Below are 26070 nucleotides of genomic sequence, written 5' to 3' on the forward strand. Positions count from 1 at the left end.
ATCCTTAACAAAGATGCCGCGCATGAACATCCATACAAGATGATCAGCAAACAGATCCCAATCGCAGTTATATTCAATGTTGAAGTTTATTTAAAAAGCCGAGGGTATAATGCCGTCGGCTTTTTTGTTTTTACTTTAAGGGGAAAGGAGATTTAGATTATAGATTTCTTGATTGTTTTAGATTTTCTATAAATACGTCTAAGATCGATCTTGCAAATTTGTTCATTAGGTCGTTATTCGATAATAATCTTGAGGACAGATCATTATTTGTTGAAAGCGTATTCATTATGGCATGGGTCAATGCTTTCGGGTAATCTCCAAGCATGATTTGCTCTTTACTATTTCCTGCTTTCATTTGATTAACGACTTCTTCGTTCTTTAAGATTTCAGGTTCAAGTGAGAGTCCAAAGCTGTTCAACCTTTTTACAGCGTCGTCTTCTGAAACTTCGCTATCGAATAATTCGTTAATTGAATCGATAATTTCTGAAAAGTATTCTTTCCTTTTGTCTATTCCTCCGGATACGATTGTAGAGTTAGGATCTATAGTTTTCGATTCCAATTTTGGATTTAAGGGTTTCATATTATGAATTCTATAATGAGATAATACGAGCCCAGCAAGAGATATACCTTCGTCGAGATCTTCAAACTTTAATAGTTCTTTTAGGAACTTTAGAAATACGTATAGTTTTTCTAATTCTTCACTATCATAATCTATGATATTAGTCATGAATTCATATAAATCTATAAACTTGTTTACCCCAGATTTAAATTTATCTAAATCTGCTTTAATTTCCCTCATAGAGTTTAGATGTTTTTCAGCGTCTTGGATGATAGGCCGATCATTGGATTGCATAGCTCGTTCTAGAATTTCGTTTGAGTTCCGAATCTCATTTACCGCATTCGTGTAGCGAGCTTTAAATAGAAGTTTGGGGTTTTGTATAATCGAGTTAAGTTTCTTTTGCGTAATCTCAGATTTATTTTTAGTTCGAATATTTTCTTCTTGCGAGAAGTATTCCTTTGCAAATTCCTCTACTTGATCAAATGTAAAGATTTGGGCATCAATTAATAAGTTCTTAATTGTAAAGATAGTATTTGGGTCGGAATTATCGCTCAATGAAGTAGCTTTATAAAAAGGGGAAAAGGCTTCCACAACATCTTCTTCTTTGTTCACAAAATCGAGTATAAAGGTAATTTTATCTTTGCCTGGGAATACTCGATTCAATCTGGAGAAGGCTTGAACACAATCGACTCCAGATAAGGTTTTGTCCACATACATTGCGCATAACTTTGCTTGATCAAAGCCTGTAAGAAACTTGTTTGCGACAAGCAGGATTTGGAAAGTATCGCCGTCAAAGGCTGCCCGAATATCTTCCTTCAGGTCGGGATTCATATTCCGTTCAGTAAATGGATCTTTTATATTTGCCTTATGAGCAAGACTGGCATATTCCTCGTCTATTACATCACCAGAAAACGCCACCAAAGCACGGATGTCCGAGTAATTCTTTTCCTTTAGATATTTGTCCAACTCAATCTTATATCGAACTGCTTCTTTTCGAGAGCCCGTAACAACCATTGCCTTTGCTGTTCCATCTAACATATGGCGAACATTGGAACGATAATGCTCGATAATAATCTTTATTTTTTGCGCAATATTATAGGGATGTAGATGGACCCAAGTATTGATCTTCGATCTTGCTTTTTGGACATCGACCTTCGTATCTCGACTTTGATTTGCAATCTTATAAGCTACATCATAGGTGGTGAAATTCTTAAGAACGTTTAAGATGTATCCCTCTTCGATTGCTTGTTGCATGGTATAAACATGAAACGCTACCGGCGTGTTCTCTTTCGATTTTGGTTGATCCGGAAATTTAAGTCTTCCAAAAATCTCTAATGTTGCCGGCTTGGGGGTGGCAGTGAATGCGAAATAACTAATATTCTTGGCGGTTTTTCTGGATTCCACACTTAATCGCAGAATATCTTCCGCACTGAGTTCGTCCTCGTCTTTTAATTCGGCCTGTAAAACTTCTTTAAGCTTAGATGCCGTCTTTCCTGTTTGCGAAGAATGTGCCTCATCCGCAATTACTGCAAATGTGTGATTCTTTAAGGAAGTATTCCTTTGAATAGCCTCTAAGATATAAGGGAATGTTTGAATAGTAACAATAATAATTGGTGAATTGCCGATTAAGGCTTCGGTCAATTGTTGAGATTTGGAGCCGATGCCTTCTTCTCTGGTTATTCGATTTACAACTCCTGTTTGGTGGTCGAATTGAAAAATTGTATCTTGCAATTGGGAATCTAGAACAGTCCTGTCGGTAATTACGATTATGTTGCGAAATAATCTTTCCCCTTGTTTGGGACCTTCTTGGATCGTGAGAGATGCCAATTGGTGAGCCAACCAAGCTATGCTATTCGATTTTCCTGAACCTGCGGAATGTTGGATCAGATACCGATGCCCCGGTCCTTCGGATGTCGCAGCGGTAATCAGTTTTTTCACTGCGTCTAACTGATGGTATCTAGGGAATATAATAGAATGTTGTTCCGGCTTTAACTTTCTGCCTTCCGCATCCTTGTTTTGCAGATGGATAAATCTGCCTAGGATCCGAAGAAAAGTTTCTTTTTCTAATACTTCTTCCCAAAGATAAGAACTTGCATAACCATTTGGATTCGGTGCATTTCCCGCACCCTCTCCATTGCCTCGATTGAAAGGCAGAAAGTGCGTATTTTCTCCTTCCAACTTGGTAGTCATGTAGACTTCCTCTGTAGATACCGCGAAGTGAACAATGCAACGTTTGTTGAATGATAGGAGAGGCTCCAGTTTTCTCGTGACTGGATTTAGAGGAAGTCGGTCCTTTTTGTATTGGTGAATAGCATGTTGGACCGATTGAGTGAAATCGGTCTTAAGCTCTAAGGTGGCCACCGGTATACCGTTTAGGAAAATCACAAGGTCCAAAATTCCGCTACCGTGACTTGTCTTGGTCAGCATCTCTTGGTGATAAGGGGAATAACGAACCTGGCGAACTACTCTCAGGATATTCGCATCATACTGGTCTTTCGCTTTTTGATTGGAAAGATTATCTGGTTGGAATTGGACGATTCGGAATTTAGATCCGACAAACTCTACTCCTCGCCTAAGAGAATGTATACATCCGTTCACGTCCAAATATCGCGAAACTTCTCTTAATAAATGACTATCAGCTTTTCCGGAGTCTTGCTTTTTGGTCAGCTTTTCATACTCTTCCGGTTGAGTCGTTTTGATATAAGCGATTAGATCTTCCGGATACAATCCCAATTCAGCATCAAAGTTCTCGGGCGTCCCTTCGAGATATGGACTTGAGAATAATGTCTTAGGAGAAGATACCAGATCTCGGACTATATCGGTTTCGAAAACAATTTCATTATGGGGCTTCATGCGGATTCTCTTACGTCTATTTTTCCAGTGACGGCAGCGGAGATGAGCGCAGTTCGTTTTTCTTTGAGAAGTTCGATGGCACTTTGGATTTTAGTCACAATTTTTTGCGAACTCTCTATAAAGGTCTCAATCTTACTGGCGATTTTCTTTTGCTCAAATTTGCTTGGATATGGGAGGATAAAATCTAAAAATTGTTCTCTAGGCAGCCTCCACCGACCGAGATGCGAACTTCCTTGGCCAAAGTTAAAGAAAATTCGGTCTAAATAACCGCGCAGTAATAAATATTTATAATATAATGGGGTACTTTCCTTATCTACTAAACAAAATACTCTATAGTCAGGACTTGTGACGCCCGTGAAACGTGAAATATCGACTGAACCCGTCAATAAGTCCATTTGATTCATTGCGAAGTCTCCGGGAAAGACAAGTTGATACTTTGAATAATCCATCGATAATTGCCCTTCGTTCGATGAAATATCTTTTACCTTTAACCCTTTCTGAGTAATGGATAGAACTTCATATCCTAGTTTCTTAGCTATACGTTTCTTAATTGAGAATAAATATTTTAACTTTTTCATCTCCCAATGTTCAGGAATCTCTCCTAACCACTTCACACCACTTTTTTTCATTTTCGCATTAGAATCTAATCCCTTGGTGACTGTATGAGAGATTATCGCTTGGCGTTTTTCTTCCAGTAAGGAAATGAGCCTTTCTTGCTTCGCAATCAGGTGATCTATTTTTTGTGTTTCTCTGTCTAAGTAATTAGCAATTGCTCGCTGCTCTGAAAGGGAAGGGAGTAACGTGATGAGATTTGCTATATCATTAGCGTTTGTTGCGGGATAGCTTACCCCTGTAGAAATACTTGATACGGTCTCAATAAAGTATTCTGATTTTAAGAAATAGGAAAAGAAGACAGTATCAAATAAATTACGCATGGGCGAGATTACGCAAAATCCCGTTGAAACAATATAATTTTCTTGGTTCTTATTGATTGTTGCTATTGCCTTAAGATAAGTTCGAACGGTGGAAAGAATAACATCTCCAGATTTAACCTTCCGCCTGGCTCGCGAGGGTGCTTTTCCAAATAAATATCTTTCTGATCCTATTACACCTGCTTCTAAATTTACATTTGAGATATCTACATAATCAAATTCGAAATTACTCGGGGTGGATTCTGCAAGTGTCTTCTGATTGATTATGGCACAGAATTTTACTTTTTTTACCTCCCAATGCTCTGGTATTTCCCCCAACCATTCTATTCCGCTATTCTTATACTTCGGATAAGCCTTCATTAGCTATGAACCTCTTGTAGTAGAGTGAGAATTTCCTTTGTCACTTGGTCCAAGTCTGCATCGATTTCTCTTAAATCTCTTGGAGGCTTATATTCATAGAAATGTCGGTTGAATGGGATTTCGTATCCGACAATCCCGACTTTTTTGTCTTTTTCGTCTATCTTGCTTATATCGATCCAGGCATCGGGCACATGAGGAAGCACTTCTCTTTGGAAATATTTTTCGATCGATTCGGACAAAGGTATGTTTTCGTAATCTCTCAACTCGCTATTTGCTTCGATCTCTCCTTTTGAGTTCTTGCAAATTTGAGCAGTCTCATCTTGCTCTCCTATACATTTCACGATCATCTTTTCTTGCAGGTTGGAAAGTTTTAGTTTAGAAGATTGGAGAGCCGGAGAAGCATTCAATTCGGAGAGAAATTGAGACCTATCTTTGTATTCTTCCTTTAATCCAATTAGGGCATCTACGATCGCATTCTGTTCTTTTTTAGAAAATTTTCCGAAAGCTGCTTCCTCTCGTAAGCTAGACAATTTCGATTCATCATGTGGTTTAAAGGAAAGTTTTAGGGGTCGATCAACAGTGATCCTTCTATAACCGAATTCAGTATTTTTAAAGATCTTACTAACTTTGGATTCTTCAAAGTCTCCGTAGATTTTTACGATTCGTTTGATGTGTTCATCGGTTAAGTATTTTCGTTTCGAGCCTAATGATTTTCTCATTTTATCGCAGAACTCGTCACTATTCGCATTGATGAGTTGGACTTTTCCTAATCTTTCTTTGGTCTTGTGATTGGAAAGAATCCAGATATATGTAGCGATTCCTGTATTATAGAACATATCCGTTGGCAAGGCGATGATTGCCTCTAATAGATCATTTTCTAAAACGTATCTACGTATCTCAGATTCTCCTGATCCGGCCCCACCTGTAAAGAGAGGGGATCCATTGAGAATAATTCCTATTCGAGATCCTCCCTTACTCGGCTCGACCATTTTTGAAATTAAATGCAATAAGAATAATAGACTCCCATCGGATACTCGAGGCAATCCTGGACCAAATCTACCGTTATAGCCCTTATTTTTATGTTCATCTTGGACTGATTTTTCGACTTTTTTCCATTCTACGCCAAAGGGCGGATTTGATAGCAGATAGTCGAATTTACTTTCAGCATGTTGGTCTTCACTTAATGTATTTCCCAACTTTATATTTTCTACATCCTGACCTTTAATCAGCATATCTGCTTTACAGATGGCATACGATTCCGGATTTAACTCCTGACCGAAATTTGCTATCTTTGCTTTAGGATTCATACTGTGGATATATTCAGTACTTGAGGAAAGAAATCCGCCGGTTCCTGCAGTAGGATCATAGACGGAACGGATCACCCCCGGTTTTCCAAGAGTATCGCTATCAAAATTAAAGACAAGGGAGGTCGTTAGAGTTACTATATCACGAGGAGTGAAATGTTCTCCTGCAGTTTCGTTACTTGATTCTGCAAATCTCCGTATGAGTTCTTCGAAGATGAGTCCCATTTGATGGTTGTCTACTTTTTTGGGGTGTAGGTCGATTTTTGTAAATTGACCGCAAACAAGAAAAAGTAAATTTGCTTTATGTAATCGATCGATCACATCCTGGAAATTGAAGTTTTCGAAAATATCTAGAACGTTTTCGCTGAATGATTCAATATAACGTTCGAGATTTTCTTTTGTATCATTTGTTCCTAATCGATCCAAGGTGATGTTAGATGTATTATAAAAACTATATCCGGAAGCTTTTTCTAAAAAAGGAGCCATCGGTAATTTTGCTCCTTTATGTTTCTTTTTTTCATTTATTACTGCTTCCCGAGTGGGCTCTAAGACGCATTCTAGACGTCTTAAGACTGTCAACGGTAGAATTACTCGACCATATTCAGATTGTTTAAAGTCTCCTCGGAGAGAATCCGCGACGGACCAAATAAATGCTGCAAGCGTTGAAAAGTTCTCGTTATTCGTTTTTACCATGAATAGTGTCCAATATATGAAGGATGAATCAAGTTCGCAATGGTTTTTATTTTATCTAAAGATTGATTTTATAACAAATCAACATCTTCCGAAAATATAAATAGTCCTTCTGGCATTGATCCAAAAAATAACATTTATTAGATTCCTTTTAATAATTATATTCAAATGGGAGGACAAATTCATGTGGCTTAAGATAATTTTTCTTAAATCAGCCGGCTCGAAGTATTTCAATCTTTAAAACTTCCAGCCTTCCATTTCAATGAGTTTACCGAAAGGAATGCACTTGACTTTATAATTTTTGCCAACATCCGGAATTTTTAATTTTTTCTTGGAGTCAACTGCAGATTTTTCTTCTGTTACGATGATTGTATTAGTATGTTTTGCTAATGCAATAACATAAGGGTCGGCTTGGATTTCTGCGATATTTAGGTCGATTATTTTAGGATGAGATCTCATAATGTCAGAAAGAATTTCTTGAGGTTTCTCTTCCAATTCTACAAAGGCAGCTTTGTGAAGTTTCGCCCATTTAAGTAGATCGTCAGATCCTCTTTCCAATTCATCTAATACTTCTCTCGGTGAAATAATGATTCCTTGATTTAGAGCTTCTCCGACCTTCTTCCAAAGACTTTCAAAAATTGTGGGCGAGTAATGATGGCACCAGGCGGTTATATAAGAACTGGTGTCCATACAATACTTCGGATTTGGAGGCATTGTTTTAAGATCCGAATACTATGCCAGATAGAGAATTTAGATATTGGGTACGTATATTGAGAAATTGACCTGCTTGGAGAGGATTCAAAAGATTATTATTATAAGCAGATAAAACTATAGAAGAGTATTTTTTACCATTGCGATTTAGATTGGTGTATAGATGAGTGTTTGCTCCACCCCCACCTTTCTTTTCCTTACGGGAATTTTTGTATTTGATCCAATCTTTTTGAAATTCTTTTCTAAATTTTATATATTCATTTTCATTAATAAGTCTTAGGTGAAAAACTCTTCGAGCGATTACTTCTCGACTTACGCTGAAATGTTTACTAAGTTCTTCAATTTGCTTTATCTGAATCCCGGTTTTTGGGTTGTGGTTTTCCTGAATAAAACTGTAAATTTCCTCGCTAGGGCAGAGTAGATTTGCGGAAAATTGGTTGCACCAGATTTCAATCTTATCGGTATCATTCTTCGGAGTTTTGTCCTCAAATTCTAAATCACAAATTCCCCCTTCGCGTAAAAGGATATGACCTAATTCATGGAAAAGAGTAAAGATCCTTCCATGATAAGAATCATCGGAATTAATTGCGATTACCGGAAATGGTAAGGTTGGAATACTAAATCCACGAAATTGATTTAGATTAATATTCTCTGTCTGGAAAACTAAGATATCTTTGGACTCAAGGAGACTTATACAATATTTTAGAAATTCTTCCGGCTTCCTATTTTTATACTGAAACTCTCTATTAAAATCTAAAAAGCGTATCGTATCTTCTATCGGAGAAATTGGATTAGATGCAAGTGTCGCAGAAGGATACAAAGAAAAAGGTTTAACGTCTAACTCATTTGCCAATTCAGCTGCAGTTTCCCTTCTGGATTCGGCCCATCGAAACATAAATAAAGCATCTGGCAGAAATTGATTATCGGACCGATTTTTTCTGAAATCTTTAGGTTTATTTTCAGACGGGGGAGGAGCGGCGAGAAAGAACATTGCTGGCGGGCGCTTTAAGCAATCGGCCAGCCGTCTCACCTGGCTCATAGAAGGTAATGCATCTCCTTTTTCCCAGCCCAGAAGTTTTTCTGGCTTCGTATCAACTTTTATAGCCAAACTTTCAACTGTATGACCAGACTCCTTTCTTGCCCAGGTCAACAAGGCTGGATTAATTTTGGCTTTTACGGAGATCATAGTTTAAACCGAATATATACTATATAAGTACTTAGTATATAGATCAATCCATTTTATTAGATTTTATTCATTTTACTTGTAATTTGAATTCGGTAAAAGGCCATTATCAATCCCTCTTATCATACTCACTTTTCACTTTCCCCAACTTCACATCCTCGGCAATATTGCTTAAGAAATCCTTAAAGTTTCTATTATCCTCTGTTAGTCTGTCGATTGTATCGAAATCTAATTCAGACTTAGGATTTGATTGAAATAAAATCTCACTTTCTTCGGGCTTGGATGGATCTAACTTAAGAATTCCAATTCCGAAAGCTTTACTAAGCCTGGCTAATTCATCCATTAAGTCAGGGTCTTCCTCAAAATTTACTGCGGCCAAATAACCTTCGTTGGCCCAAGAAGAATTAGATACGGCTTGAAAGAATGCTTCTCGCAGATTTCCGAAATGCAAATTTACTTTTAATTCAAAGGAAAATAGATAACAATCGGCCATTGCCATTAGTTTTTGAAGGGTGACAGTTTCCTGTTTATATTCATCGAAATTGAATCTGACTCCGACTAGATCCGGATGCAACCACCTGTTCTTTCCTTTTGTCGATTTCGTAGAAATTTCATGATAAATCGTTTTTACGTAGGCTCTGAAATGAGGATGGGAATACACAAACTTGGAAAGTACCGGATGCAAGTCTCGCTCTTTCGTTACGGTGTTTTCTTCTTCTAATGCATAAGAATTAATCTCAGAGACAATTTTTTCTGCAGCTTCTCCCCAAGGAGTCAGGGCAAATCGAGTCGGCCTTTTACTTACTTGTCGAAAAGGTGTATGTGGATTATTCTTTATGCTTACATAAATCTGTGCTGCGATAGTGGCCCACGGAGTTTTTCCTACCGAATCCGTTTTCCACTTTTTATCTTTAGCGAGTGCCCAGATTTCAGAAGCGCTCATTGGCTTACCAGTTTCATTAAGCGCCTTTTCGGAAATTTCAAGAAAGGATAATGAATCTGACATATTCTAAATTATTTTGTATATACAAGAATTGTAAAGTATTAATAATCCCCGCGTTAGGGATACGCAGGACGCGTAGCGGACCCCGCAGCCGAAGGCGAGGAGTCCGAAGTCCATAGTAGCCCGACCACACCCAACTAGAAAAAGTTTCCTTGAGAATACTATAGAGTGTGTGGGAACGCCCAGCGTTTTGTTCGATAGAACCGAATGACAAACCTAACAGACCAAGGGTGAATCGAATATTTTTATTTATAAAGTGCCTTGCTTTTCTTAGCAGATCGATCACACCTTGATCGCGAAGGTGCATAGATGGAAGCTATACAAAAAGACGCTGAGTTAGGATCGGAGCGAACTTCCCTTTGGAGGGAATTGAAAAAAGCGCTTACTGGAACGGAAGCGGATTATACTAAAATTTCGCTTGGTAAGGCTGTTTTCTTACTCTCAGTTCCGATGGTTTTGGAACTGGTCATGGAGTCTGCATTTGCAGTCGTTGACATTTATTTTGTGGGGGCTTTAGGTCCTTCTGCTGTTGCTGCGGTTGGGCTTACGGAAACATATTTGTTTCTTCTTTATTCTCTCGCGATAGGGATGTCCACTGCGGTGACAGCGATCATTGCAAGAAGGATCGGAGAAGGTGATAAGGAACAAGCTGGGATTGCCGCAGTTCAATCCGTTTTTCTTTCCATTCTTGTTTCGTTACCTTTTGCTATCTTCGGGGTCTGGTTTGCGAAAGATCTTCTTATACTCATGGGTGGGGATCCTTGGGTTGTAGAACATGGATCTCGTTATACTCAATGGATCTTTGGCGGGAATATCGTAATCATGCTTTTGTTCGGACTCAACGCGGTTTTTAGAGGTGCGGGAGACGCGGCAATCGCGATGAGAGTTTTATGGATTTCTAATGGACTCAATATGATCTTGGACCCGATCTTTATCTTCGGTTTTGGTCCAGTTCCGGCTATGGGCATCGAAGGTGCCGCTATCGCTACAAATATCGGGAGAGGTGTCGGAGTTCTTCTTCAATTCTATCTGCTCTTAAGAGGTGGGAAGCATATTCGGGTGCTTCGTTCTCAAATCAGTATACACTGGGAAGTTATTTCAGATATAGTTCGTACTTCACTTGGTGGTATCGGACAAACTATTATCGGAATGACCTCTTGGATCTTTCTTGTGAGAATTATTTCCGAATTTGGTAGTGAGGCTGTAGCGGGAGCAACGATCACACTTCGGATCATGATGTTCACTCTGATGCCTTCTTGGGGAATGTCTAACGCGGTCGCGACTCTTGTTGGTCAGAATTTAGGAGCAGGGAGACCGGATCGTGCGGAACAGTCTGTTTGGATTGTCGGAATATGGAATATGGTCTTTCTGATCGGGGTTTCCATCTGCTATTTTATTTTTAGGGAATCTCTTGTGTCGATCTTTACGGATGACGCTAAAGTGATCGCGATCGGTTCCGAGTGGTTGGGGATCGTATCCTATTCTTATTTTGTGTATGCTTGGTGGATGGTCAGCGTTCAGGCTTTTAATGGTGCGGGTGATACTATGACTCCTACATTAATCAATCTGGTCTTCTTTTGGATCTTCCAAATTCCATTCGCTTATGTTTTGGCGAAGGTTCTTTCATACGGATATTCTGGAGTGTTTTGGGCAAGTATGATCACGGAAACTTCTATAGGACTTTTCACTCTTTGGTTATTTAGAAAAGGAGGATGGAAGACTTCGAAGGTTTGATATTTTACCTTTTGTTAAGGGATAACCTGCACTTGCACAACTCCTATGATTTGGTTCACATGCACTCCTGGAAAAGGGGCAGTGTCTTGATATGATGGTATCTGATAGATCACATTTGCATTGCCAGCTGTGGATCCTGAAACATTACAAATTGTAGGATTTAAAATACCACAACCGTCGAAATAAAAATTGGAACAGCTAAGAAAATCTAAAGGAACACCGTTGGTAGCCGTTTGAATATAGAACGTTTGAGAGGTAGGGCAACCGGAATACGGATATTGGATACCAACAGAATAGTTACCGGTTGCTCCTGCTTTAAAAATTACCGGGGAAGAAGGAAAACTTAGCCAGCTTACAGGTTCCACGTTTAAAGGGGTTGATCCACCACCCGATAAAAGTAGCAACGGACTAAGATCCGATTTGTCATTTGCCTCTTTTTGTAAAGACTCATATATAAAATAACTCCCACATTGGACTTGTAAGAATATAAGTAAAATATAGAAGAAGATATATGAGCGTTTCACTTTGAATTTCCAGAATAGGGCATAGTTTAACATTCTCGACTATTTGATGCAAGGTGGATTTTTAAATTCAATAAACCTTATGTATAATTTTGAAAACGAAGTGGTTCTATTTCTTCAAGAAATTTCCTATGTTTGGGCTGCTTTATTATTCTTGATTGAAAATATTCTGATCTTTACTTGTTCAGTATATATTGGAAATATACTGGCTAAACGTTATACATATCGCCGTATCGTTCCGATCCCTCCGAAAATCGAAGCTCAAGAGATCCTGTTTACGATATCTACTATACTTCTTAATACTATTGTTACATTACTTGGTCTTTGGCTTTGGAGAACAGGTTCTATTCAATTTCGCAACGATATAGGGATTTTCGCGTTACTCGATATTTTGATCCTTCTTTTGGTTATGGATGCTGGCATGTATGTATTGCATAGGATTGCTCATATTCCGTTCATATATCGATTCGCTCATAGAACTCATCATCGTTACGATAAACCTCGTCCTCTTACTCTATTTGTTCTGAATCCTATGGAAGCTCTTGGATTTGGAGCTCTTTGGTTATTTGTGCTTTGTGTTTACGATTTTTCTTGGGCGGGGATGAGCATTTATCTAGGATTAAATGTTGTGTTTGGCTCAATAGGTCATTTAGGAGTGGAGCCTTTACCAGACGAATGGCTCCGTTCTAATCTATTCAACACTCTGACCACTAGCACTTTTCATGCAAGGCATCATCAGAATGAAGATTATAATTTCGGCTTTTATACTACAATTTGGGATAAGATCTTCGGAACTCTTTATCCGGAGAACTCGCGAGACCAGGAATAGTCTAGTCCGCGAGGCTAAATTTAGGGCTTCTGTTGTTGGAGTTCCAATATACGGGAGTGCCTCAACATTTTCTTAATATCCGTGAGCAGTCATAACTTTCTCAAACTTCTCCAGAAGTTTGTGATCGTCTTGGTCATTTGGATGGAATCCTGGGATATAATATTCTAAAATATAGTAGATCACAGCCCAAGTAAAACCAGGAATACCGAAGAAGAAACGAATGTCTCTTACTACTTGGCTTGGATTTGGAATTCCAAAATAGAATAAGGCCCGAATGGTTCCCACGATTGCTAAAAGACCAAGTAGCTGAACTGCGATAGTCATTCCAAGCACCCGAGTAAAATATCCACCGCCGGAAGCGCTATACACGTCATACGCCACAGCCTTATGCTCTAATTCTTCTAACGCATGCCATTCGATCACTTTCCAACTGATCGGGTCGATCCAAGCCACACGTTGTTCTGGAAGAGAAAGTAAAAATCTTCCGAGAGTAGCTGTGAAATGTTCCGCTGCTGCAGTGATTGAGAGAGCGAGTCTTTTTCCCCAAACAGGAAAGAGTTTCAGAATATTTTTTTCTAATATATCAAAGAACAACCAGCAGAACATTTTTTCGTGACTGCGAAAGTCCAAGCCGATCTCCACAAATCTTTCGTTCATTTTGTCATGAACATTGCCGTGGACTGCTTCTTGCCCGGCGAAAGCTTTAATCTCGCTTCTTAATGCCGGATCGACAACTTCGCTGAATGCTTTCACAGAACGTATAAAGAAACGTTCTCCTTCGGGGAACAATACACTTAAACTGGAAAGAAATGCAGTAAAGAATGGGATGTTTTTGCCGAAACCTCTTTCTTTCGCGATGTCTTCCAAGGGAAATTTCGGTTTACGTATTTTTGGCTGGACTCTTGTAGATGTCGCTTGGCCCATAATATTCTCCTAATATGAAATCGATTTGAATTTTCGATTTTTCTTTCTCCCATCCTTTGGATTTTCACCGCTCATTAGAGAATATAAAAAAGATATTATATATTGATCCGGACCTTCTATCTATTCCTTGAGTTTGCCCGATCTCATATTGGAATAGTTATCTTTTGAATCATTGTAGCGATTGCTACAGTATTCGGTCAATCCCAATCCTGGAAAAAATATCCGGGTGAAATTGAAATTATGGTCCGTAAATTTTAGGAACTGAATAAGTAGATAATGGCAAACACTGCTCGGAAGCGGCAAGACGTAAGTTATGTATGTGTTTCTCTCTCCTGAAAACAAACCAGGAACAACGATCGAGATCAAAAATATTTTTATTTTTTCCAAGATCCATTTCTAAATATGACAGAATTTGTCATATTTTATATGTAATATTATTCTTATACGGATCTGAGATTTTCAATCTACTTTTAAGATCCGAAAAGGAGTTATTTATGAGCCTTAAAAAATATTCCGGAAGTTGTCATTGTGGTGCAGTTCGTTACGAGGCAGATTTAGATTTGAGCGCGGGTACAGGCAGATGTAACTGTTCCTTTTGCAGAAAGGTCCGAAACTGGTCTATCATAGTTAAACCGGAATCTTTTCGTTTGTTAAGCGGGGAGAATAGCCTTAGCTTCTATGAGTTTAATTCGAAAAGCAGCAAACACCATTTTTGCAAAAATTGCGGAGTGAGAACTTTTTCGAAAGGATATATCGAAGAGATTGGCGGTGCTTTCGTAAGCATAGCGATTTCTACTTTAGATAACGTAGATCTTAATGATTTAATCGAAGCTCCAGTATGGTATGCGGATGGATTGAATAATAATTGGCATCATCAGCCAGCCGAGATTAGACATTTATAATTTACCCCTTCGAAGCAATTAATAAGAAATGAGAAGGCAAGCGCCCTAGCGAAAGTTAAACAAGCCGGACCTTAAATCGGCACAAACAGCTTGGTGGAAAGCAATTTTTGAAAAAGCGGCCCCACCCTTTGTTGGGTGGTGGAGGTGGGTTGGTGGGAGAGACGGGCTACCTATATCATATAAATCCAATTCTTTCAAGTTGAATTTCCCTCATATTTTGTTGGAATTCCAACAAGATTTCCTATTGGAAATTACTTGCGTTCGATCCGGTTGTATGAAAGGCACTTTCCGATCGTCGGTTTTGCGTTAGGGATACGAAAAGCCCCCTCATCCGAAGGCCGATTATTTGGCACGCCCTCGCCCAAGACGTTCGGCTATCTTGGGCGCGCTCACTTCTTTTGGATCGTTCGCGAGGAGTCCGAAGCCTGGAGTAGCCTGGCCTGCGAGTAATTACAAAGGAGTCCCTGTTATAGGAACTCCTACTCGCGGGGAACGCCCTAAACTTTATAGATGTTGGAATTCCTACAGTCAATTTTAGATGAAATCTTGGACCCTTGGAAAACTTTGGTTTATAGTCCGTCCCAAAGTTAGTGTTTTGGTCAATGGCAAGTCGCGGGCTTCAGGAGCAAAGCGACTATAGCTCGTCCCAAAACTTAGGTTTACCTATAGGCAAAGATTCTCGGGCTTCCAGAGCCAGGAATTTTTGGGACAGACTCTTATAAAGAGCGCACTTAAAGATGATCAAAATTTCTAATCTTCATAAATCTTATACTTCTAACTTGTTGTTTGATGACCTGAATCTGAGTTTGAATCGAGGTGAAAAGTTAGGTCTTGTCGGGCGGAACGGTCACGGCAAGTCTACTTTGTTTCAGATGATTTTGGGGAATGTGGACCCGGATTCTGGTTCTATCATTGTGCCGAAGGGTTATAAGATCGGGCATTTGCAACAACACTTGAAATTTACTAAACCTACCGTGTTGGAAGAATGTGCGCTTGGTCTTCCTGAGGGTGAAGAATACGAGACTTGGCAAGTTGAAAAAGTTTTGTCTGGTTTGGGTTTTTCAGAAGCCGATCTGGAAAGAAGTCCGGAGGAGTTTTCGGGCGGTTATCAGATCCGAATGAATTTGGCGAAACTTCTGGTGTCAGGTCCCGACTTACTCATGTTAGACGAGCCGAATAACTATTTAGATATTGTTACTATTCGTTGGCTTGAGGAATTCCTACGTGAGTGGGAAGGTGAGATCATTTTAGTCACTCACGATAGAAGTTTTATGGATAGCGTGGTAACTCATACCGCCGCCATCCATCGTACGAAGGCGATCAAGGTCCAAGGTGATACTGATAAACTTTATAATCAGATCAATCAGGCCGAAGAAATTTATGAAAGAACCCGTTTGAACGAGGCGAAAAAAAGGAAACAAGAAGAGATCTTTATCGCTCGTTTTAAAGCAAAGGCAAGTTTCGCGAGTCGCGCTCAATCCAGAGTAAAAAAACTCGAGAAACAGGGCGAGATGAAGGCATTAGAAGAGATCGAAAGTTTGGAATTGTATTTTAATTCCGCTCCCTTTGCTGCGAGCCAAATGTTATCTGCGGAAAATGTTTCTTTCTCTTATTCCGGACAGGAACCTTTTTTGATTTCCGATTTTTCTCTGAGTGTTGGGAAGCGGGATCGGATTTGTATTATCGGTAAAAACGGTAAGGGTAAGTCTACACTTCTAAAACTTCTTGCAGGTGAACTCCAACCAAGTTCCGGAAAGATCCAAAAACATCCCGCGTTGAAAGAAGGATATTTCGGTCAGACGAATAAACTGAATCTGAATGAGAACGCGACTGTCACTGAAGAAATTATGAGTGCGGATAAATCCTGCACTGAATGGCTTGCGAGAACTATCGCCGGTGGACTGATGTTCTCGGACGATATGTCTTTGAAAAAGATCAAGGTTCTTTCGGGTGGTGAGAAGAGTAGGGTAATGCTCGGAAAAATTTTAGTGACTCCTTGCCATCTTCTATTTTTGGATGAGCCTACCAACCATTTAGATATGCAATCTTGCGACGCATTGATCGAGGCGATAGACGAGTTCGAAGGTTCTCTCATCATGGTCACTCACAATGAAATGCATCTTAGGGCAGTTGCTACTAAGCTGATCGTTTTCGACAATGATACGATCCGGGTTTTTGACGGTTCTTATGAAGATTTCCTTAACGACGTTGGTTGGTCCGACGAAGATTATTAGGAAAAGTTAATTTATGAATCTATCCTTTCGGATTTCCCGGGTTTTTCATATCGTAATTACCCTTTTCGAACCAACCAAGCGCTCAGAACCAACATTCCTAAACCGATCATTTTTTGAATTGAAATCGGTTTTTCCGGAAATCCTAACGCTCCCCATTTTTCTAATAAGATAGAGGTTATTACTTGTCCTAACAAAAGCAGAGCGAGCCAGCTCGTGGCCCCTAGCTTAGGCGCAAAAACTAGAGAAGAAGTGACCATGATTGCTCCTAAAAATCCTCCCGTCCAGATCCACCAAGGTTGTTCTTTGATTGTTTGAACTATGAATGAGGCGGATTTTATTTCTCCCAAGGCAATCGTGATAATTCCTAACGCGACGGTTCCAACAAAAAATGAAATGGTAGAAGCAAGCCAAGGACTTTCTATATTTTTTCCTAATATGGAATTGATACCTGGTTGTATGGACATGGCGAGTCCGGAAAGAAGCGTGAAGAATATGGGTAATAATAGATTCATACGTTAATCTTAGGTCTGCCTTATTTTTTTACGAGTCGTTTGGAAATCTTAAATGAAAGAATTTTTAAATTTGAAAAGCCTTATTAAGAAGAAAACTCAATGTTTATTGCCTTTTATGGTTTTGGGATGAGAAACTTTGAATTCTACTATTGCTTTTGTTTCTCCGTTTAGGATGATTTTACTAGGTAGTATTTTTCTGTACTTCGTTGGGAAAAGTCTTGATGATTGCAAAAATATTCGGTATCGATACTTGCGTCGGTTTGCTTTATAAAATAGTAAAATGATTTCCGAAAATCCCAATCTGATAGATTAGATATACTTACGTGAATATCGCATTAACAAGATTGAAACAACTGCACGTTTTGGACCCTAAGCTTTCTTCTGCGGAACAGGTGGTTGAGTCTTTAGCTGCTATTCAGGGCCAAGATTATGCTGCCTCGAAATGGGCAATAGGACTTAGGGTTCCCGGTCTGAAAGAAGAAGATGTCGAGTCCGCATTCCTGGATAAAAAGATCATTCGATCTTGGCCATTGAGAGGAACATTGCATGTAGTTTCTGCAAAGGATGTCTATTGGTTATTAGATCTGTTAGGTCCCCCTACGATTTCTAAATATGCAGCTCATTACAAAAAGATAGAGTTAGATCCTAAAGTATTAAAAAAATGTTATTCTATTCTTTCTAAAAATCTTTTGAACCAGAATTTTCTTACTAGAAAGGAAATATCCTCTATCTTGGAAAGATCTGGGATTGTTACAAATACTACCAGATTGTCCCATATTTTACAAAGAGCAGGCCTGGAAGGTCTGATTTGTTTCGGTCCAAGAAAGAATAAAGATTTCACTTATACATTGATCGAAGAATGGATACCTAAGATCAAAAGAGTTAAAAAACCAAAGGAAGAATCTCTGTATGATATCACAAAAAAATATTTTGATACTAGGTCTCCTGCAACCTTGGCGGATTTTGTTTGGTGGTCCGGTTTGAATGTTCGGGACGCTAAGGCCGGTATCGAAAGTCTTGGTTCTAAACTGAACAGTTTTCGAAAAGATGATCAGGCTTATTATATTCCCCAAAAGATGGATCTGATAGATAAGGACTCTGATACATTGTTTCTTTTTCCTGCATTTGATGAATTCTTGTTAGCATATACGGATCGCAGGGATTGTATGGACCCACCTCCTAAAAGACTTTTGACTCCTGCGGATAATCTATTTAGGCCGACATTGGTCATCAATGGTTGGGTAACAGGAATTTGGCAGAGAGAATTAAAAAAAGAAGATGTCCTCTTAAAAGTAAGTCCTTACGGACCTCTAAATGCAAATTTTAAAAAGAAACTGAAAAGAGTTGCGGAAGAATATGCAGCTTTTCTAAGAAAAAACCTGATCTTAGAAATCTAAATTATTTTGAGAACTCTATTAATAATTTATGAATTAGATCGTAGTTTTTCCAAGGTAGAAAGTGTCCTTCTTTAGGAAGAAGATATGTTTTTGTCTCTGCGGAAAAATTCTTTTGAATAAAGTCCAAATTTGTATGATCCACAAGTCCGTCCTCTTCTCCCTGGACTACAATTGTCTTGGCCTTGATCTTTTTCCAATCTGAAATTAAACTTTTTAACTGCTCCTTTAAAGGCAACATTTCGGAATTACTATGTGTCCATTCCTCGGGTAAGATCCGCCTTGCGATCCAAGTATCGGCTATTTTATTATACCATTTTATTTCTTCCGTTTCAGGGTCCATGGCTGCCGCTAATAAAAACAAATATTGAAATTTATCCGGAGATAATGAGGCCATTCTTGCCGCAACCGGGCCTCCATAAGAATGTCCTAATATAGTAATCGATTTTTTCCCGTTTTTCATCTCAGGAAGTATTAATAGAGTTTCTAAAATTTTTTCAGATTGAGCGTCCACATCAGCGATTGTTCCGGGAGATTTTCCGAAACCCGGACGGTCTATTCCAAGCATACAATAGATTTTTAATAATTCGGGATCTTTTAGATATCTGAGGTAATTCGACCAAGTTCCCGGAGATCCATGGATAAAAATGAGAACTTTATTTTTATCCGGTGTGCATCCCGTGCTGATCCAATGTATGGGAGTTTCTTCTTTTTTGTTTTGAATAAAGTATTCTTGGTAGAATGTGTCGGATTCTTTAAGTTTCAGAAAGGCCTTATCTTCTTCCATACTCATTTCTTCATAACTACTACAGTAGGAAAGAAGTAAGGGCAGAAGAAGAAGTTTCGACTTTTTCATATACTAAATTGAAGCAGGATTGAACAGTAGTTCGTCCTATCTCGAAATTGTTACTACAAATCGGACTTCTTATAGAAAAATTTTGATTAACAAAAAGATGCCAAAATTTGCCCCAAATACTATATAGAAAAATAATGGAGAAGAAGGTTCCATTTGTTTGTCTATTGCCTTGTTCAGGCTGGTTTTGATAATTTCTTCTAAGACCGAAATGTCTTGGGTCCCTTTTTGTTCGTAGGCAGCTGCTACTTCCTCCGCGAATTCTGCGATTCGGATCTTTTTTAAGAAAGTTTGTAAAATGAAACGAAGAACCTTGGGCCAGTTTTCTTTTTCCTGTAGAAAAGTAGGCAGTTCCTTAAGTTTTGAAGAGATGAACTTCCCCCAGTTGTCTATTTTTTCAGACCCAACTCTTTTCTTAATCATTTCAGAAAGTGTTTTGGAGATATTGTCTGTAAACCAGGCTTTGTTTTCAGAGACTAGATTGCCTAATTCTCTTCCTAATAGATATTTTTTAATCCCGAGAAAATAAAGGAAAGGGAATACGAATGCAAATCCAATTATTAAAAGAACGATGGGCCAGAGTTCGAGGACTATTACGATTAGTGCAAGTATTGCTCCTATTCCTCCTGCCCTTGCGATAGGCATCGGCCCAAGGTTGGATGCTATACTTTTCATTTCAGGAAAACAGAATGCTAAAAGAAATAGATTAAAAATGAATCCTAAAAATAGCGCAATGGATGAAAGTAAAAATATTTTTGCGGAACTTTTGACTGCTGTTTTTACGAATGTTCCGATCTCTTCTTTCATTAATATTTCTCCGGATATCTATTTCTTATTAATAACGGATGATGTGTGGCTTTTTTGAGCGTTTTAGCTGTTTTGTTTCAGCCAATCGAACATGATCTCGAAAATTTTTTCTCTTCCGGGTTCGTCTGTGAGCCAATGGGCATGGTTAGGTAAGGCAACAAATTCGGAATTTTCGTATCTTCTCGCGACTGCTTTTGTGACCCGGATCGGGATGATCCTGTCCTTCTCTCCAGCTAAAACTAGAACTGGACAATTTACCTTTTCGGCAGGGATCTTACTCCCTTTATACGGATCGAAAAACCAAAATGCAAGTTCGAACAATGCTCTACCGGATTCATAATTTAAAGAATCATAATATTCTTTTCTTTTGTCTTTTGGGACTTGGTTGAACAATCCGAAATTTGCTCCACGATAAGTCGGTTTAAAAGGTTTAGCCCAAAATTTCCAACGAAATGGAACCTCTAACAAAGTATATAAGGGAGAAGGCCCGAGTGGAAAAATTCCTGAAGGAGCAGCGGGAGCAAACAATACGATCCTGGATGCAAAGCCTTCTGCGGCTAATGCTTGTGCTAACCATCCTCCCATGGAGTGGCCGATCAACGTAGGCTTATCCCAACCTTTGTTTCGAATTTCCTTTTTTAGAAATTCAACATAGTCTACAAGTCTATACTTTCCTAATGCGGGATCGGGTGGTTTATTCAATACGTGAAATGGTAATGTAGGCGCAAAAACCTCGTGACCTTTTTGTTCTAATACTTTTCTGACTGAATCAAGAGTGTCCGGTCTGGACCACATTCCGTGTAATAAGACGATCTTCATGTTCGGATCCGGGGGTCCTAATTGGAGGACATCTTAAGGATAGAATCAAGAAAAAAAGAAGAAGGTCCTAAGTTTCCGGAATAAATCCTCTTCTCATAGTATTTTCTGTGATACTAATCGGTTCTAAAAATTGTTTTAGATAGTCGGGGCCGCCTGCTTTTGCTCCTACTCCGGAGAGTTTATAACCTCCGAACGGTTGCCTATCTACTACTGCTCCTGTAATCCCTCTGTTGATGTATAGGTTGCCAACTTCGAATTTATCTTTTGCATATTGTATGTTCTTAGGGTTCCTGGAAAAGATCCCGCCAGTAAGAGCATAATCAACGTTATTTGCTATTTTGACGGCACTTTCGAAATTTTTAGCTTTGAACAAGGTAACATATGGCCCAAAAAATTCCGTTTGCCCTAATGGAGAAGTCGGATCCTCACTTTCAAAGACGATAGGTTCTACGAAGTAACCTGTTTGTTTTTGATTTTCTTCTATTTTTAATTTGCTTAATATCTTAGAAGAAAACTGAGAAGAGATCCCATCTAATCTTGTTTTGGATTCCGGATCGATTACCGGTCCAACTTTAACGGAAGGATCTTCAGGCAAGCCGGGTTTTAAAGATTGTAGCGCATCTATAAATCTATTTTTGAATGTATCATATTTAGATTCCAAAAGTATAATGCGCGAGAGTGCACTACATTTTTGCCCTTGGAATCCGAATGCAGATTGTATGGATGCAATTACCGCTTCATCCAGATCTGCATCCTCATCTACGATCATCGCATTTTTGCCTCCCATCTCAGCGATCACCTTCTTTACGAACTTGAGATTTTGGGAGGCTGCCTCTCGGATCATTCCTAATCCAACTGCTCTAGAGCCTGTAAAATTGATCGTATGTATTTCGGGATGTTTGACTAAATAAGCTCCGATCTCTTCTCCTTTTCCTGGCAAAAAGTGAAGTGCCGAAGATGGGACGCCGGCTTCTATTAATATATTAAAAAGTTTGAATGCAATTGCCGAAGATTGTTCCGCAGGTTTCATGATCACCGAATTTCCCGTGACTAGAGGAGCTACTGTCATTCCACAAAGAATTGCCAAAGGAAAATTCCAGGGGGCGACAACCAAGGTGACTCCTCTCGGTATATATGTGTATATATTCTCTTCACCTAAAAGATCTCTTTTTCTGGGTTGAAAAATATGTTCAGCTTCTTTTGCATAAAATTCACAAAAGTCAATTGCTTCCGCAATTTCCGCATCTATGTCCTTGATCCCTTTTCCTACTTCCAAAGAGATTAAGGCTGTGAGCTCCGCTTTTTGGGAGCGTAGAATTTCCGCGGCTCTTTTTAAAAAGCCGATCCGAATTTCAGGTTTTGTGCTTTTCCATGTTTGAAAGAAATCGGCCGAGTCTTTGACGGCTTCTTCCGCATCCGTTATGGAAGCATAATATATGTCTGCGATCTTTTCGTTGGTGTTTGCAGGATTCAAAGAAGGAACTACTAAGGAGGATTTTTTTGTTTTCCCTGAAATTATTGGAAACACTTGTATTGGGAATTCTTTTCGGATAGAAGTGAATCCTTTGTTTAAGATCGATCTTTCTTCTTCTTTAGAAAAATCTCTTAGAGTTTCGTTTTTAAAATCGGAATTATGATAAAAGTTCATTTTTATTTCGTATTCTCCAAATACAATAATCGCTCCCTATCTTTACTATTCGAATTGATGTTTTTTAGAAAGCCTTCGTTGGTGGAATTTTCAAGTAGCCTTCTTACCAAATAGGCCATACCTGGGATCACTTCCCCGATGGGAGAATACTCTCTGACGGAAATTCCTAAACTGCGAATCGCTTGCTTGTAGGAGTTCCCCATTCCGTATAACATCTGCACTTCGAAAAATTTTTCAGGGACAGAATATTCGACTGCTCTCACAAATGCGGAGGAAAGACTTCGTATATTATGAGAACCGAATGCAGGTCTGATGTAAGGGTAGGACTTCAGTAGAAGCACTGAACATTCTTCATAATTTCTATCTGTATCGGATTTTACGAGAAATACCGGAGGTTCCCATCCTTTTTGGTCGGATTGGGTCATCTCATATTCCCAATAAGCGCCTTTTACTAGGCGAACTGTTAGAGGATATTTTCGTTTTTTAGAATATTCTATTATTTTTTGCAGATCTTTCTGGGAAGCTTTCAGGTATGCCTGGACTACGATCCCAAAATGCGGATAATCTCGAAACTCAGGTTCTGAAAAGATCCGAAATGCAGTATCCATTATAATATCTTTGGTTTCGTACTGTTCCATATCTAAATTGATAAAAATATTTTTGGAAACTGCGGAGCTAAGAATTGGCCTTAACTTCTCCATTAAATGAGTTACGGAAGATTCGTGTGCAAGCGGATCTAATTGAGAATATAGAGAAGAACATTTTACGGACACGTTTCCAGTTGGTTCTCCTGGAAATTTCGAGCTACGTATTTCGGTAAGTTCTTTGTCCTTGGAAACTTCTCCTAATAATAGTAAATATTCTGAGATATACCGTTCTGCTTCTTTTTCGGAAAGTACTGCTTCTCCTAATATATCGATCGTGGAACAGATCCCTTTTTTGTATCTATCTATGATCTTTTTTCGATCGGAGCCGTACGTTCTTCCTAAAATAAAAAATTTTGCGGTAAGTTTGATCCCGATTTTGGCACCTAACGTAACGAATACCGAACTAAGTCGATTGGATAAGAATAAAGAAAGAAGTAAGACGATCCATTTAGGAAGTTCTGTAGGAGTTTCAACAAAATAGATCCTAATATAACGCGAGATAGAAGAAAGAGAATTAAGGCTCGGAAATAGATCTGCGAATCTAAATGCCTGCAGTTTTAAAAGAGGGCGATTTTCTAAGAACAAAAGACTTTTGGAGAATAATCTATATGCACTAAAAAGGCCTTCTTCGAAGGAATCACTTAAACGAAATAATTCCTTTCCTTTTTCCAAGATCTTATCTTGCAGATCGGAGGAAGAAGTAATTATTTTGGATCCGTTTTCTTCTGCAGTCTTCATTCTATTTTGTTTTGATCCCAGTGGTTTTGCCATGCGAACCTTTTTGAAAAGCTTTTGCATCCACTATTCCCAAATCAAATATTACGAGTTGGAAAAAAGAATGACATTTGAGGAAGAATGTCAGTCAAAGTTCGGTAGGTCTCCCCATGAATATTCTATCACATTCTACCACAAATTTTTATAAGGAGCTTCCGGAGATTTCTCAATTTTCAGAAGTTACGGATAGTAAACATTACAGAAAGGTTCCTGATGATTGGATTGTAATCGTTACCGACATAGTAAAGTCTACGGAAGCCATCTTAGAAGGTAGATACAAAGATGTAAATATGGCCGGGGGACTTACTTTGATGGGGATTACGAATCTTCTCAAGGATATGGAGTTTCCATTCTTCTTTGGAGGAGACGGTGTGACCATCTTACTTCCCGGCTCTAGACTAAATGAGATCCAGGACATTCTTGCAGATACAAGAGAGTTCGTAAGAGATTATTTTAAAATGGATCTTCGGATCGGATTTGTACCAGTTTCCGATATTTATGAAGCGGGCTATAGTTTGACTATGGCTAAGCTTAGGATCTCTAAACATTATACTCAGGCAGTTTTAGGTGGAACCGGTGTAGCTTATGCTGAGATCAAGATCAAGGAACCGAACTCCAAGTATCTAACAGATAATTCATATATTCCGAATATTCGCGCTGATTTTTCAGGTTTTACTTGTAGATGGAAGGATATCCAAAGTCCAAAAGGGGAGATGGTTGCGCTTATTGTTAAGATCAATTCGGATTCCGATTCGGAAGCTGCAAAAACCCTCTCCGGTTTATTGTCCTTGATCGATTCTTTATACGGTTCTGAAAGGGAATATCATCCTTTGAGAGAAGAAAATTTGATCATAGAGCATTCATCTTCCGTTCTGAATAAGGAAGCGATCGCATCTTCAAAAGGAAATAGTATATTAAAAAAACTGTATCTTTGGAAAATTAAATTCGAGACTTATGGGGCTGAACTTGCAATTCGTTGGAATCTTCCTTTAAAAGCCTTCCATTATAAATTGAATCAGTTGAAAAACTATCAGATCATCTCTTCCGATTTTAGGAAATTCGACGGGACTTTCAAAATGGTTTTTGCCTCGGACACTGTGGACAGAAAAAAACTAGAGTATAGTTTGTCAGAAGCGGAGAAGTCCGGCAAATTACATTTCGGTATGCATATTTCCGACAGAGCACTGATGACCTGTTTATTACATGCAGGAACGGAGAGGGAAGTTCATTTTATAGACGGCGCAGGTGGAGGTTATGCTTTGGCCGCCACAGTGCTTAAGAAAAAATTGCAAGCTGTCGCAGCTTAATCTAAGGACAGCTATAGCCGGAAGATTGAGTTGCGGTGTTCGAGGATGTTTTTGTAAACCCGAGCATACTCACTAATGTAGAAGAAAGGCTAAGCGAATATGTTCCGGCGCCTAGCATGCTATTTCCCCAGTCTCTTCCCACTGTTAAAGAATAAGGGCCAGCGCTTGGAATGGAGACTGTTGCAGTCTCTCCGACATCTTGACCGTTACATTCTTTATCTGTTGTGGCTCCGTTGAGCAGATTGGTTCCATTCAATGCGGTTCCTGAAAATACCGCGAGTCTTACAACTGAGGAACCGGTTACTGAACTTACAGCAATAGTCAATGTATCTGCTTGGTTGAAATTCAAACTATATACATTCTGGCAGTCGGTGGAAGGTGCGCAGTTCCAAGAATCCGAATCTGCTTCAGTGGATTTTGGCGTGGAAAGATCGAGATACGTTGAAAAACTAAGATCCATGGCCATACCGGATATTGTTTTGGAAGCATCGAGTGCGATCGGATCCGCTTTATCGCATGCAATAAATATGGAAAAGATGACAAAAGAAATGTAAAACCGAGGGACCATCG

General features: G+C 39.0%; 21 protein-coding genes and 1 pseudogene. 6 read left to right on the forward strand and 16 right to left on the reverse strand.

The window, feature by feature from the left end; translation table 11 throughout:
• Positions 1–157: 157 nt before the first annotated feature.
• The 7 genes and pseudogenes from CH352_RS19190 to CH352_RS18130 form a co-directional block, all read right to left on the reverse strand.
• A complete protein-coding gene (locus tag CH352_RS19190) occupies positions 158–355 on the reverse strand; it encodes a hypothetical protein (protein WP_243396471.1) in 198 nt (65 codons plus the stop codon).
• Positions 356–1183: 828 nt separating this feature from the next.
• Positions 1184–3412, reverse strand: a pseudogene (locus CH352_RS19195) (type I restriction endonuclease subunit R); the annotation flags it as partial.
• Positions 3409–4704 (reverse strand): restriction endonuclease subunit S, encoded by a 1296-nt coding sequence (locus CH352_RS18110; RefSeq protein ID WP_100708203.1) that lies wholly within the window; start codon positions 4702–4704, stop codon positions 3409–3411. The pseudogene CH352_RS19195 and the gene CH352_RS18110, both read right to left, overlap by 4 nt.
• Positions 4704–6701: a type I restriction-modification system subunit M gene (locus tag CH352_RS18115; protein ID WP_100708204.1), complete on the reverse strand. Its 1998-nt coding sequence runs from the start codon at positions 6699–6701 to the stop codon at positions 4704–4706. Before CH352_RS18115 ends, CH352_RS18110 begins: the two co-directional genes overlap by 1 nt.
• A 234-nt stretch (positions 6702–6935) precedes the next feature.
• Positions 6936–7388, reverse strand: coding sequence for a DUF4411 family protein (locus tag CH352_RS18120; protein WP_165780207.1), 453 nt, complete (start codon positions 7386–7388; stop codon positions 6936–6938).
• A 28-nt stretch (positions 7389–7416) separates the two neighbouring features.
• Positions 7417–8304 (reverse strand): ImmA/IrrE family metallo-endopeptidase, encoded by an 888-nt coding sequence (locus tag CH352_RS18125; RefSeq protein WP_165780208.1) that lies wholly within the window; start codon positions 8302–8304, stop codon positions 7417–7419.
• 397 nt (positions 8305–8701) lie between these two features.
• Positions 8702–9598: an HTH domain-containing protein gene (locus CH352_RS18130; protein WP_100708207.1), complete on the reverse strand. Its 897-nt coding sequence runs from the start codon at positions 9596–9598 to the stop codon at positions 8702–8704.
• 306 nt (positions 9599–9904) lie between these two features.
• Here CH352_RS18130 and CH352_RS18135 point away from each other — a divergent pair, with 306 nt between their 5' ends.
• The gene (locus tag CH352_RS18135; protein ID WP_100708208.1) at positions 9905–11329 is read left to right on the forward strand and encodes an MATE family efflux transporter; all 1425 of its coding nucleotides are present in this window, start codon (positions 9905–9907) and stop codon (positions 11327–11329) included.
• Between the two features lie 14 nt (positions 11330–11343).
• On the opposite strand, the gene CH352_RS18140 is transcribed toward CH352_RS18135, so the two are convergent.
• Complete coding sequence (locus tag CH352_RS18140; RefSeq protein ID WP_125169488.1) at positions 11344–11853, reverse strand: hypothetical protein; 510 nt, start codon at positions 11851–11853, stop codon at positions 11344–11346.
• A gap of 79 nt (positions 11854–11932) precedes the next feature.
• Between CH352_RS18140 and CH352_RS18145 the strand changes: the two genes are divergently transcribed.
• The gene (locus CH352_RS18145; protein WP_100708228.1) at positions 11933–12679 is read left to right on the forward strand and encodes a sterol desaturase family protein; all 747 of its coding nucleotides are present in this window, start codon (positions 11933–11935) and stop codon (positions 12677–12679) included.
• A 72-nt stretch (positions 12680–12751) separates the two neighbouring features.
• Here the strand turns inward: CH352_RS18145 and CH352_RS18150 are convergent, their stop codons facing one another.
• Positions 12752–13603 (reverse strand): metal-dependent hydrolase, encoded by an 852-nt coding sequence (locus CH352_RS18150; RefSeq protein ID WP_100708210.1) that lies wholly within the window; start codon positions 13601–13603, stop codon positions 12752–12754.
• Between the two features lie 494 nt (positions 13604–14097).
• Here CH352_RS18150 and CH352_RS18155 point away from each other — a divergent pair, with 494 nt between their 5' ends.
• Positions 14098–14505 carry a GFA family protein gene (locus tag CH352_RS18155; RefSeq protein WP_100708229.1) on the forward strand — a complete coding sequence of 136 codons (408 nt, stop codon included), beginning with the start codon at positions 14098–14100 and terminating at the stop codon, positions 14503–14505.
• Positions 14506–15242: 737 nt separating this feature from the next.
• The gene (locus tag CH352_RS18160; RefSeq protein ID WP_100708211.1) at positions 15243–16739 is read left to right on the forward strand and encodes an ABC-F family ATP-binding cassette domain-containing protein; all 1497 of its coding nucleotides are present in this window, start codon (positions 15243–15245) and stop codon (positions 16737–16739) included.
• 56 nt (positions 16740–16795) lie between these two features.
• On the opposite strand, the gene CH352_RS18165 is transcribed toward CH352_RS18160, so the two are convergent.
• Entirely contained in the window at positions 16796–17251 is a 456-nt protein-coding gene (locus CH352_RS18165) for a DMT family transporter (protein WP_100708212.1), read from the reverse strand.
• Positions 17252–17595: 344 nt separating this feature from the next.
• Between CH352_RS18165 and CH352_RS18170 the strand changes: the two genes are divergently transcribed.
• On the forward strand, positions 17596–18648 hold the full coding sequence (locus tag CH352_RS18170; RefSeq protein ID WP_243396466.1) for a winged helix DNA-binding domain-containing protein: 1053 nt from the start codon (positions 17596–17598) through the stop codon (positions 18646–18648).
• 1 nt (position 18649) lies between these two features.
• Here CH352_RS18170 and CH352_RS18175 read toward each other — a convergent pair whose 3' ends face one another.
• The 5 genes from CH352_RS18175 to CH352_RS18195 form a co-directional block, all read right to left on the reverse strand.
• Positions 18650–19501, reverse strand: a complete 852-nt coding sequence (locus CH352_RS18175) for an alpha/beta fold hydrolase (RefSeq protein ID WP_100708214.1) — start codon at positions 19499–19501, stop codon at positions 18650–18652.
• A gap of 69 nt (positions 19502–19570) precedes the next feature.
• Positions 19571–20305: a hypothetical protein gene (locus CH352_RS18180; protein WP_100708215.1), complete on the reverse strand. Its 735-nt coding sequence runs from the start codon at positions 20303–20305 to the stop codon at positions 19571–19573.
• A gap of 63 nt (positions 20306–20368) precedes the next feature.
• Positions 20369–21124: an alpha/beta hydrolase gene (locus CH352_RS18185; protein ID WP_100708216.1), complete on the reverse strand. Its 756-nt coding sequence runs from the start codon at positions 21122–21124 to the stop codon at positions 20369–20371.
• A gap of 67 nt (positions 21125–21191) precedes the next feature.
• Positions 21192–22772, reverse strand: a complete 1581-nt coding sequence (locus CH352_RS18190) for an aldehyde dehydrogenase family protein (protein ID WP_100708217.1) — start codon at positions 22770–22772, stop codon at positions 21192–21194.
• Between the two features lie 2 nt (positions 22773–22774).
• Positions 22775–24190 carry a proline dehydrogenase family protein gene (locus CH352_RS18195; protein WP_243396467.1) on the reverse strand — a complete coding sequence of 472 codons (1416 nt, stop codon included), beginning with the start codon at positions 24188–24190 and terminating at the stop codon, positions 22775–22777.
• A 113-nt stretch (positions 24191–24303) separates the two neighbouring features.
• Here CH352_RS18195 and CH352_RS18200 point away from each other — a divergent pair, with 113 nt between their 5' ends.
• Positions 24304–25500, forward strand: coding sequence for a DUF3095 domain-containing protein (locus CH352_RS18200; protein WP_100708218.1), 1197 nt, complete (start codon positions 24304–24306; stop codon positions 25498–25500).
• A 1-nt stretch (position 25501) separates the two neighbouring features.
• On the opposite strand, the gene CH352_RS18205 is transcribed toward CH352_RS18200, so the two are convergent.
• Positions 25502–26068, reverse strand: a complete 567-nt coding sequence (locus CH352_RS18205; protein WP_243396468.1) for a hypothetical protein — start codon at positions 26066–26068, stop codon at positions 25502–25504.
• Positions 26069–26070 lie beyond the last annotated feature (2 nt).

The sequence above is a fragment of the Leptospira hartskeerlii genome (assembly GCF_002811475.1).
Taxonomy (GTDB): Bacteria; Spirochaetota; Leptospiria; order Leptospirales; family Leptospiraceae; genus Leptospira_B; species Leptospira_B hartskeerlii.

What these genes read in the sequence shown, in the direction of transcription:
- CH352_RS19190 (WP_243396471.1), bottom strand. Translation starts at nt 355, where the DNA reads ATGAAAGCAGGAAATAGTAAAGAGCAAATCATGCTTGGAGATTACCCG.
- CH352_RS18110 (WP_100708203.1), bottom strand. Translation starts at nt 4,704, where the DNA reads ATGAAGGCTTATCCGAAGTATAAGAATAGCGGAATAGAATGGTTGGGG.
- CH352_RS18115 (WP_100708204.1), bottom strand. Translation starts at nt 6,701, where the DNA reads ATGGTAAAAACGAATAACGAGAACTTTTCAACGCTTGCAGCATTTATT.
- CH352_RS18120 (WP_165780207.1), bottom strand. Translation starts at nt 7,388, where the DNA reads ATGGACACCAGTTCTTATATAACCGCCTGGTGCCATCATTACTCGCCC.
- CH352_RS18125 (WP_165780208.1), bottom strand. Translation starts at nt 8,304, where the DNA reads ATGTTTCGATGGGCCGAATCCAGAAGGGAAACTGCAGCTGAATTGGCA.
- CH352_RS18130 (WP_100708207.1), bottom strand. Translation starts at nt 9,598, where the DNA reads ATGTCAGATTCATTATCCTTTCTTGAAATTTCCGAAAAGGCGCTTAAT.
- CH352_RS18135 (WP_100708208.1), top strand. Translation starts at nt 9,905, where the DNA reads ATGGAAGCTATACAAAAAGACGCTGAGTTAGGATCGGAGCGAACTTCC.
- CH352_RS18145 (WP_100708228.1), top strand. Translation starts at nt 11,933, where the DNA reads ATGTATAATTTTGAAAACGAAGTGGTTCTATTTCTTCAAGAAATTTCC.
- CH352_RS18150 (WP_100708210.1), bottom strand. Translation starts at nt 13,603, where the DNA reads ATGGGCCAAGCGACATCTACAAGAGTCCAGCCAAAAATACGTAAACCG.
- CH352_RS18155 (WP_100708229.1), top strand. Translation starts at nt 14,098, where the DNA reads ATGAGCCTTAAAAAATATTCCGGAAGTTGTCATTGTGGTGCAGTTCGT.
- CH352_RS18160 (WP_100708211.1), top strand. Translation starts at nt 15,243, where the DNA reads ATGATCAAAATTTCTAATCTTCATAAATCTTATACTTCTAACTTGTTG.
- CH352_RS18165 (WP_100708212.1), bottom strand. Translation starts at nt 17,251, where the DNA reads ATGAATCTATTATTACCCATATTCTTCACGCTTCTTTCCGGACTCGCC.
- CH352_RS18175 (WP_100708214.1), bottom strand. Translation starts at nt 19,501, where the DNA reads ATGAAAAAGTCGAAACTTCTTCTTCTGCCCTTACTTCTTTCCTACTGT.
- CH352_RS18180 (WP_100708215.1), bottom strand. Translation starts at nt 20,305, where the DNA reads ATGAAAGAAGAGATCGGAACATTCGTAAAAACAGCAGTCAAAAGTTCC.
- CH352_RS18185 (WP_100708216.1), bottom strand. Translation starts at nt 21,124, where the DNA reads ATGAAGATCGTCTTATTACACGGAATGTGGTCCAGACCGGACACTCTT.
- CH352_RS18190 (WP_100708217.1), bottom strand. Translation starts at nt 22,772, where the DNA reads ATGAACTTTTATCATAATTCCGATTTTAAAAACGAAACTCTAAGAGAT.
- CH352_RS18195 (WP_243396467.1), bottom strand. Translation starts at nt 24,190, where the DNA reads ATGGCAAAACCACTGGGATCAAAACAAAATAGAATGAAGACTGCAGAA.
- CH352_RS18200 (WP_100708218.1), top strand. Translation starts at nt 24,304, where the DNA reads ATGAATATTCTATCACATTCTACCACAAATTTTTATAAGGAGCTTCCG.
- CH352_RS18205 (WP_243396468.1), bottom strand. Translation starts at nt 26,068, where the DNA reads ATGGTCCCTCGGTTTTACATTTCTTTTGTCATCTTTTCCATATTTATT.